Annotated in this window: 5 protein-coding genes; 2 read left to right on the forward strand and 3 right to left on the reverse strand. The window is 39.2% G+C overall.

The features are described 5' to 3' along the window. Positions 1-35: 35 nt before the first annotated feature. The 3 genes from KH364_RS08445 to nifJ form a co-directional block, all read right to left on the reverse strand. The gene (locus KH364_RS08445; protein WP_265137685.1) at positions 36-1,064 is read right to left on the reverse strand and encodes a WYL domain-containing protein; all 1,029 of its coding nucleotides are present in this window, start codon (positions 1,062-1,064) and stop codon (positions 36-38) included. A 355-nt stretch (positions 1,065-1,419) separates the two neighbouring features. Further along, positions 1,420-3,036, reverse strand: a complete 1,617-nt coding sequence (locus KH364_RS08450) for a methyltransferase regulatory domain-containing protein (RefSeq protein ID WP_273299331.1) — start codon at positions 3,034-3,036, stop codon at positions 1,420-1,422. A 305-nt stretch (positions 3,037-3,341) separates the two neighbouring features. Then, positions 3,342-6,878 carry a pyruvate:ferredoxin (flavodoxin) oxidoreductase gene (nifJ, locus tag KH364_RS08455; RefSeq protein ID WP_273299332.1) on the reverse strand — a complete coding sequence of 1,179 codons (3,537 nt, stop codon included), beginning with the start codon at positions 6,876-6,878 and terminating at the stop codon, positions 3,342-3,344. 386 nt (positions 6,879-7,264) lie between these two features. Here nifJ and KH364_RS08460 point away from each other — a divergent pair, with 386 nt between their 5' ends. Beyond that, entirely contained in the window at positions 7,265-8,188 is a 924-nt protein-coding gene (locus KH364_RS08460) for a LysR family transcriptional regulator (protein ID WP_009351004.1), read from the forward strand. Next, positions 8,188-8,607 carry a hypothetical protein gene (locus KH364_RS08465; protein WP_009351133.1) on the forward strand — a complete coding sequence of 140 codons (420 nt, stop codon included), beginning with the start codon at positions 8,188-8,190 and terminating at the stop codon, positions 8,605-8,607. Before KH364_RS08460 ends, KH364_RS08465 begins: the two co-directional genes overlap by 1 nt. Positions 8,608-8,788: the final 181 nt, after the last annotated feature.

An 8,788-nucleotide genomic window follows, 5' to 3' on the forward strand; every position in this document is an offset into this window, starting at 1 on the left:
GAGCTAGTTGATTCAACGATCAACTAGCTCTTTTATTATGAATATTGTTGTAAGCCTTCTTTTATAGCTTCCTTCACTTCAGTCACCAAGGATGCTGGTGAAAGTACTTTTACACTTTGCATATATTGGAGAGCCCAATATTTAAAAGCGTGATGATTTACACGTACGCGACATACCACATCATCAGGTGTTACATCACTAAATTCCACATTACCATCGAACCAATCTAAGATTTGATTTACGATAGAACGTTTTGCTTTAAAGCTCACCATAATGGATTCACCACCGAACATATAAATATGCTCTTTTACGTATTGAGACACATTAAAGGTGCGTTGCTGTTGGTATCCCTTTATCTCCCGTAAAGGTTTTCTCCGTTCGCTTAGCACCGTAATATGTGCAATACGATCGACGCGCAATGTAGACATGTCGTCATAATTTTCGTGGTTTCCAACTAGATAATAATGTCCCCGATTCATTACTAGTTGGAATGGATTAAATACATATTTCCGTTCCTTGTTGTCTGGACCAAGATTGATATGTAAACGTTTATCCACGTCAGGTTGGCAATAGGCCAACGAAATTTTTCTCCCCTTTTGTATCGCTTCTTCTATGAGATCAATGTTAAGGAATAAGTCCTGGCTTCTATGAAGGTAACCTGTAGCACTTTCAATATCAATACCATGTGGCTTAAAATGAGAGCTGCCCAGTTTAGCAACACGACTAATTAAATCCTTACGTTGAGATGCTGTAATATGGCGAGAAGCCAACACACCATCGATCAATAATCGCAATTCCGAATCTTCAAAAGTATGAATCATGTAGAAATCGGTACGGCGAATAGTGCCATCTGCTCCCACGGCAGACTCTTCACATTGAATACCAAAATCACCAGATTCATATAAATCATTTAAATGACGGCCTAAGGTCTTCCGATCCACGGACACCTCGTACCGCTCAGCTAATATACTGCGGATCTCCTCTTGAGATAAAGTATGATTAGCATCTGTTTCACTTTTCAGGATTTCTAGTATGTATACTAGAACTGCCTTCTTAGATGCCATAAAAGACTCCTTTTACAAATAATACAATTAGTACAACTAATACAATTTATATAATCATCCACAACACACCGGATGATGTTCATAAAAATACCCATACATAGTATACCATACTTTTCATATATGGTTCATTTATTTCTCATTAATTTTATCGATTTACTATACTTTTTTGGCAAGATTAAATAACTAAATGTAATAATTATTAAATAATTCTAAATTTAATTATATAAAACAAAACCCGCAAACACTTTTTACATATAAATGTTATAAGTGTAACGGGTTTTGATTTTCACCATGAAATTAATATGAACGAAAATTCCTTTTAAAGCTCAGAATTCTAATATATTGTTAGTCCCTTTTAAGAAATACCATCTGTTTTCTTATTTCTAAGGAAACCTAGATCTCCCATACGCTTTGTCAATTCATTATAAAAGGCTTCTGCCATGGCATTTTGGTGCTTACTAGTTTGCGTTTTATCGGCACTAAAAATGGTATCTTTAATTTTTTTAGTTAAAGTAGACTTAGATTTTGGTTTATTCAACAACTCCATGAACATTAAATCTTCTTCAGAAATATCTCCAATAGCATCATTAAATGAATTCCCACCGTAAATATACTCACCACCACCATCAGCTATGGCTTTCACTAAGTTTGTAAATCGTGCAGGTATATAGGATAGACCTTCCATATACTCTTGCTTTTCTGGGAATGTTTTATAGAAACGAATACCACCGCGTACCATATGCTCTACTACAGCTTTATATAAGCTGCATACAGCAGGTTCTAATTCATCATCCGATGCATTAGCCGCCTCATGAGCCGCTTTTAAAATAGCTAATGCTTCAATCATGTTAAAGGTGCCACCATCCTTGATTAGTGCTTGGAACGTATCTTTTACTAAGCTGTTTTCAAACATTTCCAAAGCCTCTTCATCAAATAGAATTTGGAAGGTAAAGTTATTTATGGCAGTACGCACAGGAATTGTATTTACTTCAGCAGGATTCGATACAGCATAACTTATATCTTTCGCAGCACTTGCTTTACAGATAATAGACTTACGGAATGTCGTATCAAGCATAAAATCTAAATATTGCTCTTGATCTGCTTGGCTGTTAGGCGCTAGTTGCTCAAGTTTGTCTGCAATGCTTTCATCATAAGTACGAACCATAGACAATGTAAGATCTGCATCACCTACATAAGTGAGATTATTAGTCTTAAGATGGTCGTTAAATTGATAAAGATAACATGGATCATTATGAGGTTCTAAATGGTCATGACCTACATAATAGTCGTCCTTTTGCATAACGGAGCGCAAGGCACCGAGGAATTTACTATTACGTTCTTTGAGATTATCGTAGTTAAGGATTTGGGCACCTATCAAGCTACCCACAGTCTTACCACGCAATACCTTTTCCTTATGCGTAGATTCATCATGGCCACGATTAGCAAATAACATGAGCTGACGAACCTCTTCCATGGTATGCCAGCCTGGATAGGTATTATAAGATACGTAAGCAATACCATTATCAGCTAAATGATTAGAAATAATATCAAGCAGTTTATCCTTCATTTCATCGCTGATCCAAGAATAGAAACCGTGCGCAATAATATAGTCAAAGGTTCCCATGGATTCATCAAAATTCAAGATATCCCCTTGTACTAAAGATACATTATCAAGTTTTGCATCCCCGATAATTTTATTCCCCTTCTCTACTTGGTCTTGTGAAAGTTCAATCCCTACAAAGGTCGCTTCAGGATTGTGAGCTGCTTGGGAAATGATATTACCACCATAGGTAGCACCTAATTCAAGGACACGTGCTGTTTTAGCCGTTGGTGGCTTAAGACCTACAAGTGTACCATATGCCTCTAAATAGGCAGGTGTAGTAAAAGGAAATGGATAGGATTTATAGCCTAACTCTTTATATATCGTTTGTTGCATTTCTTCATTTGCCATTTGTGTATTATCCTTAGCCATATATACCTCTATATTTAATATTAGAATTATTCAAATATGTATTACTAACATTATGTATTGCTAGCATTATGTATTGCTAGCATTATGTATTGCTAGCATTATGCACAGCTACTTATCATTATACCAAATTCCAAATATATTACCTATGTTTTAAGCAGTTGATACTTAAATAATTCAACAGAAGCTAGTGCGATAAACTAATGTATATCAAATCATTGATATACTATTTAGAAAACTAAATTTACATACAAAAGAGGCACCCTCGAAAGGGTGCCTCATATAGTTATCAGCCGTTAAATAACGAATTATTTTACGTCTTCAAAACCTTTTTGTAAGCGAACATAGCTTAAGCGACGTTCTTTAGCGTCTTGTTCAGTTTTAGCGAACAATTCTTCTGCAACGTCTGGAGCTGCTTTAGCCAAGGAAGCGTAACGTACTTCACCTTTAAGGAAGTCTTGGAAGCTTTCAGTTGGTTCTTTGGAATCCAAGGAGAATGGATTTTTACCTTCTTCTTTAAGTTGAGGGTTGTATCTGTAAAGATCCCAGTAACCAGCTGCAACTGCTTTACGTTGTTCTTCTTGAGCTTTACCCATACCAGCTTTGATACCATGGTTGATACATGGGCTGTAAGCAATGATCAAGGATGGACCTGGATATGCTTCAGCTTCTGTAACAGCTTTCATCAATTGGTTTTTGTCTGCACCCATAGCTACTTGTGCTACGTATACATAACCATAAGACATAGCCATCATGCCAAGGTCTTTTTTCTTAGTACGTTTACCAGAAGCTGCGAATTGAGCAACTGCTGCTACGTTAGTGGATTTGGAAGCTTGACCACCAGTGTTGGAGTATACTTCAGTATCGAATACGAAGATGTTGATGTCTTCGCCAGAAGCTAATACATGGTCAACACCACCGAAACCGATATCGTATGCCCAACCGTCACCACCGAAGATCCAGTGGGAACGTTTGATCAAGAATTGTTTTTTCTCAAGAAGTTCTTTCAACTCAGGAGTTGTAGCACCTTCAGCTTCGATAGCTGCTACTAAACGTTCGGAACGTTGACGAGTAGCCGCACCAAGGTTAGCGAATTCAAGCCATTGTTCTAAAGCTTCTTTCAATTCGCCAGTAGCAGTTTCAGCAGCTTTCGCAGCCACTTCTGCTAATTGTTGACGAACTTTCTTAACGCCGATGTACATACCATAACCATACTCAGCATTGTCCTCGAACAAGGAGTTAGCCCAAGAAGGACCTTGACCTTGTTGGTTAGTTGTGTATGGAGATGCAGGCATGGAAGCACCCCAGATGGAGGAACAACCAGTTGCATTGGCAATCATCATGCGGTCGCCGAATAATTGAGTTAACAATTTAGCGTAAGGAGTTTCACCACAACCTGCGCAAGCACCGGAGAACTCGAACAATGGTTGTTCGAATTGAGAACCTTTAAGAGTCTCTTTATTCATAGGGTTTTCTTTTACAGGAAGGTTAACACCGTAATTCCAAGCTTCAGCTTGTTCAATTTCAGTGTCGATGGAAGTCATTACGATAGCTTTGCCTTTTGGAGATGGACAGATATCAACACAGTTACCGCAACCCAAGCAGTCTAATGGGGATACTGCGATACGGAATTGAAGATCTTTAGCGCCCATAGCAGGGATTGTATCGAAATGTTCTGGAGCCGCAGCCACTTCTGCTTCAGTTGCCAAGATTGGACGAATTGTAGCATGTGGACATACGAAGGAACATTGGTTACATTGGATACAGTTTTCTGGTAACCATTTTGGAACGAACAATGCAGGACCGCGTTTTTCGAATTTAGCAGTACCAGCAGGTAATGTACCGTCTTCGTAACCAGCGAATGTGGATACAGGAAGATCGTAACCAGCTTGAGCATTGATTGGTTGTGCAATGTTTTGAACGAAGGATGGGCAAGACTCACAACCAGGTTTTACTGTGTGGTTGCCTTCATCAACAGCGTTTTTCCAGTCAGCAGGAACATCTACTTTTACCAAAGCACCAACGCCTTGATCGATAGCAGCATTGTTCATGTCAACGATATTTTGACCTTTTTTACCGTAAGAAGTTACTACGGATTCTTTAAGGTATTTAATAGCATCTTCAACAGGGATGATTTCAGTCAATTTGAAGAACGCAGCTTGAGTTACCATGTTGATACGACCGCCCAAACCGATTTCGGAAGCGATTTTCGCAGCATTGATGATGTAGAAGTTCAATTCTTTTTCTGCGATTTGACGACGTAATTTAGCAGGTAAATGTTCGTCCAATTCTTCAGGGGACCAAGTACAGTTCAATAAGAATGTACCACCTTTTTTGATGCCGCGGATCAAGTCGTATTCATGTACGTAAGATTGACGGTGACATGCTACGAATTGAGGTTCAGTTACCAAGTAAGGTAAGTTGATTGGGTTTTTACCAAAACGAAGGTGAGACATTGTTACGCCACCAGATTTTTTGGAGTCGTAGTCGAAGTATGCTTGAGCATACAGGTCAGTGTGGTCACCGATGATTTTGATAGCGGATTTATTCGCACCTACAGTACCGTCAGAACCGAAGCCCCAGAATTTACATTCAGTCAAACCAGGAGTTTCTACTTCTACGCCTTCAGCACGATCTAAGGACAAGAATGTAACATCGTCATTGATACCCAATGTGAAGAATTTCTTGCCATTTTCAGCAGCTAAGTTATCGAATACAGCAACAATGTCTGCAGGGATAACGTCTTTGGAGCTCAAACCATAACGACCAGCGATAACTTTTACGTTACGGCCGCCGTCAACTACAGCTGCTTGTACGTCCAAGAACAATGGTTCAGCCAAAGCGCCTGGTTCTTTAGTACGGTCAAGAACTGCAATGCGTTCTACAGTTTGAGGAAGAGCTTTCAACAAACGATCTGTTGCGAATGGACGGAACAAGTGAACGTTGATGAAGCCTACTTTACGACCCAATTTGTTGAGGTAATCAACAGTGGATTGTACTACTTGAGCGGAAGAACCCATAGTAACGATTACGTCAGTTGCATCAGGAGCACCATAGTAGTTGAACAATTGGTAGTTAGTACCAGCCAATTTGTTAACTTCGTTCATGTAATGTTCTACAACGTCTGGAAGTTCCAAGTAGAATTTGTTGGATGCTTCACGATGTTGGAAGTATACGTCAGGGTTTTCTGCAGTACCACGAGTTACAGGAGCATCTGGGTTCAAAGCTTTTTTACGGAAAGCTTTAACAGCGTCCATGTCTACTAATGGTTTCAAATCTTCATAGTCCCAGATTTCGATTTTTTGAATTTCGTGGGATGTACGGAAACCGTCGAAGAAGTTGATGAAAGGTACGCGAGTTTTAATAGCTGTCAAGTGAGCTACTGCGGACAAGTCCATTACTTCTTGTACGGAGGATTCAGCTAGCATAGCGCAACCGGATGCACGAGCAGCCATAACGTCTTGATGGTCACCAAAGATAGACAAAGCATGTGCAGCCAATGCACGAGCAGCTACTTGGAATACACCTGGAAGTAATTCGCCTGCTACTTTGTATAAATTAGGAAGCATCAATAACAAACCTTGGGAAGATGTGAAAGTTGTTGTTAATGCGCCAGCTTGTAAGGAACCGTGGAATGCAGCAGCAGCGCCTGCTTCAGATTGCATTTCTACAACTTGAACAGTGTTACCGAAGATGTTTTTACGACCAGCAGCAGACCATTCGTCAATGTGTTCTGGCATTGGGGAAGATGGAGTGATTGGGTAAATCGCAGCAACTTCTGTAAAACCATAAGAAACGTGAGCAGCCGCTTGGTTGCCGTCCATAGTTTTAAATTTACGACTCATGTGATTATTGCCTCCTTAAGCATTTAGCAAAAATAGAACACTTGCTTAATCTATCATTATGTTTAGGAATAACAACCATTACAAACTTGCGTACATGAAAAAATAATGCAATAATATATATGTTATATATAATACGGCATTATGTGTGAACATACTTTTTTGTAATGGGCACAACCATAATTCCTAATATCATAACTTGATATAGCCCTATAAGCTAATTATAACGTGCTGGGCCCTATCAACGCAACACATACAGTGACTGTCGCTTTGCCAATATTGCTATTCATGCTTTACATAAAGTAATAGCTAGTTGCATTCTAGTAATAACTATTCTCATTTAGTTAGGTCACTTCCTATAACCAAGTTTTATTTTTAGGGGGTTAATTATGGATTTTCATCATTTGAAATACTTCGTTGAAGTAGCTGATCAAAAAAGCTTCAGTAAGGCTGCGAGGAATTTACACATCTCCCAATCTGCTATCAGCCGTACTATCAAAGCTTTAGAAGACGAACTTGGTGTTGTTCTCTTCATGCGTAATGCTAAATCTGTAGAACTTACTGATGGGGGTACCATCTTCTTAACCCACGCTAAACGCGTTGTGTTTATGTTTGAACATCTAAAAACTGATTTTGAAAATGAATTTCGTTTGGAGCAAGGTTCCATCCGAATTGGTATTCCACCAATTACAGATGCACCAATCTTTGCCCAATTATTAGGGGAGTTCAAAAAAGTATATCCGCAAATTGAATTAGAGCTATATGAACAAGGTTCTAAAAAGGTTGAAATCAGCGTTCAAGAAGGTTTAATTGATATTGGTATCATCTGTACTAAACCAAACCCTAAAGAATTTGAGTCCTTCTACCTTACTAGTGACCCACTTTCCGTTATCATTCCAAAATCCAGCCCTCTAGCGAAGGAAAAAGAAATTCGTTTAGAAATGTTAGCTGATGAATCCTTTGTATTGCACAAAGACGACTTCAACTTACATGACGAAATCATCAAAGCTTGTAAGCACACCGGTTTCCAACCGCATATCGTGTTTGAAACAAGTCAACGTGATCTTATGTTACAAACGGTTAGTGCAGACCTTGCCATCGCATTGTTACCATCACGCCTCTGCCCTGAGGTAGGTGAGAACACTGAGGTTGGTTCCAAGGTTGTCGTAAGACCACTAGTGCCTGAAATCATTCATACCCTCTATGTTATTTGGAAAAAAGGTCATTACCTCTCCCACGCTTCTCGCTTGTGGTTAGACTTTGTAAATTCCAAATTACCATTACCTGGATTACAACTCGAGGATCGTCAATAATGAATAAAACATCTGGGCTCGCAGCTAAATTGCGGGCCCTTTTGAAAGCTAAAGAAGCTCCTATGTGGGGCGTGATTATTGTGCTGGTTATTGTTATAATCTTCCAGCAAATACAAATTTCAGAATTACAATGGCGCGTTGATGAAGACCATGATGGCTCCACCATCAATAGCGTAGCAGGTCGCCTATACATCCTAGAAGGGATGGCTAATAAACATGGCGATCAATTAGACGAAGTCTTTAAAAGTATTCGCCAACTCCAAAATGATGGTGCTAAGTACGACTGGGAGCTAAAACAACTACAATGGTTACACCCAGAACTCAAAGTACAACCACCAGAGGCCAACCCACACCAATTCAAATCGACAGATTTAAACCTCGATATGAACCCTGGGAAAGTGCCTGATGTAACAAAATAAAATATGCCAGATACAGTATTTGGACTCAAACGAGTAAAATACGGCTTATAGGACAAAAAGTGTGTGTAAAAACCCTTATAACACTAGATATTTACTAGTGTTATAAGGGTTTAATCTTTTTTTGGAGAAGTTTGAGGGTGGACAAAAAGTGTGGGTGAAAACATCAATTAACCCTTGTAAT

Origin of the sequence: Veillonella sp. oral taxon 158, from assembly GCF_018376515.1 — a bacterium.
In the GTDB taxonomy this organism is placed as follows: Bacteria; Bacillota; Negativicutes; order Veillonellales; family Veillonellaceae; genus Veillonella; species Veillonella rogosae.